Annotated in this window: 1 protein-coding gene; it reads right to left on the bottom strand. The window is 63.8% G+C overall.

Annotated features, from left to right (window positions below; genetic code table 11):
* Window positions 1-35: 35 nt before the first annotated feature.
* On the bottom strand, window positions 36-1,319 hold the full coding sequence (locus C7G61_RS42710; RefSeq protein ID WP_190242279.1) for an IS256 family transposase: 1,284 nt from the start codon (window positions 1,317-1,319) through the stop codon (window positions 36-38).
* Between the last annotated feature and the right edge of the window lie 100 nt (window positions 1,320-1,419).

Below are 1,419 nucleotides of genomic sequence, written 5' to 3'. Positions count from 1 at the left end.
GAGCTATCGCCAATTTTTGGTGACGGCCGGGCCGGTCAGGCGGCGGCGGTTATGGGCTGACGGTCGGTCGGCTTGGCGATGACCTCAATCCCGTTGTTGAATGTCACACCAAGAACGAGTTTTGGCAACTGGTTGTGGCCGTCGAGGCGACGCCAGCTTTTCTGCGCGCCCTCGAGCAATTTGAAGACCATCGCGAGCGCGGTCCTGTTCGACAGACAGCCCTTCGATCGGATGGTGCGGTGACGCACGGTAGCGAAGGTGCTTTCAATGGGATTGGTCGTCCGCAGGTGTTTCCAGTGCTCGGCCGGGAAGTCGTAGAACGCCAGTAGGGTGTCCCGATCCTTGCTCAGGCAGTCGGCCGCCTTGTCGTATTTGGGCGTGTAGCTCTCGATGAAGGCGTCGAACGCCAGTTCGGCGGCGGCCTTGGTTTCGGCCATCCAGATCTCCTGCAACGCGCGTTTGGCTTTCGGCTGCAGGCTCTTCGGCAACTTGGCGAGCACGTTCGCAGTCTTGTGCACCCAGCAACGCTGCTCGCGCGTTTTCGGCCAGACCTCGCCGGCGGCCTTCCAGAACCCGAGCGCACCATCGGCGATGCTAAGCTGCGGTGGCACGTCGAGCCCGCGCCGCTTCAGGTCGAGCAGCAGGTCGCGCCAGTCGTGCGCGCTCTCGCGGGCGCCATCGGTGAAGCCGACCAGTTCCTTGCGGCCCTCCGGCGTCGCGCCGATCAGCACCAGGATGCACTGCTTTTCGTCTTCGAGGCGTGCCTGGAGATGGATGCCATCGGCCCAGATGTAGACGTAGCGCTTCGCCGACAGATCGCGCTTCTGCCACGCGGTGTGCTCGTCGAGCCAGCCGTCCTTCAGGCGGCCGATGGCGGATGCCGACAACCCGGCAGCATCCTTGCCGAGCAGCGCTGCCAGCGCCTCGGAGAAGTCGCCGGACGAGATCCCCTTCAGGTAAAGGATCGGCAGCAGCGTCTCGATCGATTTCGACCGGCGCATGTAGGGCGGCAGGATCGACGGAGAGAACCGGATGCGGTCGGGGTCGGCGGCGTCCGCCTCGCGATCGCGTATACGCGGCTGGCGGACGGCGACCGGACCGATCCCGGTCATCACCTCGCGTTCCGGCAGGTGACCATGGCGTACGACGCGCTGGTGGCCGTCCGCGGTCCTCAAATCGGCATGCTTGCCGAGAAAGTCTGCGACCTCGGCCTCTACCGCCTGGGCCAACAGGGCGCGCGCTCCATTACGCAAGATTTCGGTGAGTTGGTCGTCGACGTTTCCTGGCTGAATCAGCTTGATGATGTTATCTTTGGACACGGCATATCGCTCCTTCGGTGGAGAAGTGGAGGCGTCAAGCACCCCCACGATATGCCGCCTTTCCGATTCCCGCCGTCACCAACTTTGGGCGATAGCTCGC

The organism is Bradyrhizobium algeriense (genome assembly GCF_003062295.1).
Classification (GTDB): Bacteria; Pseudomonadota; Alphaproteobacteria; order Rhizobiales; family Xanthobacteraceae; genus Bradyrhizobium; species Bradyrhizobium algeriense.
Note: the sequence above shows the minus strand (reverse complement) of the source record. Positions and strands in the feature narration are given on the sequence as shown.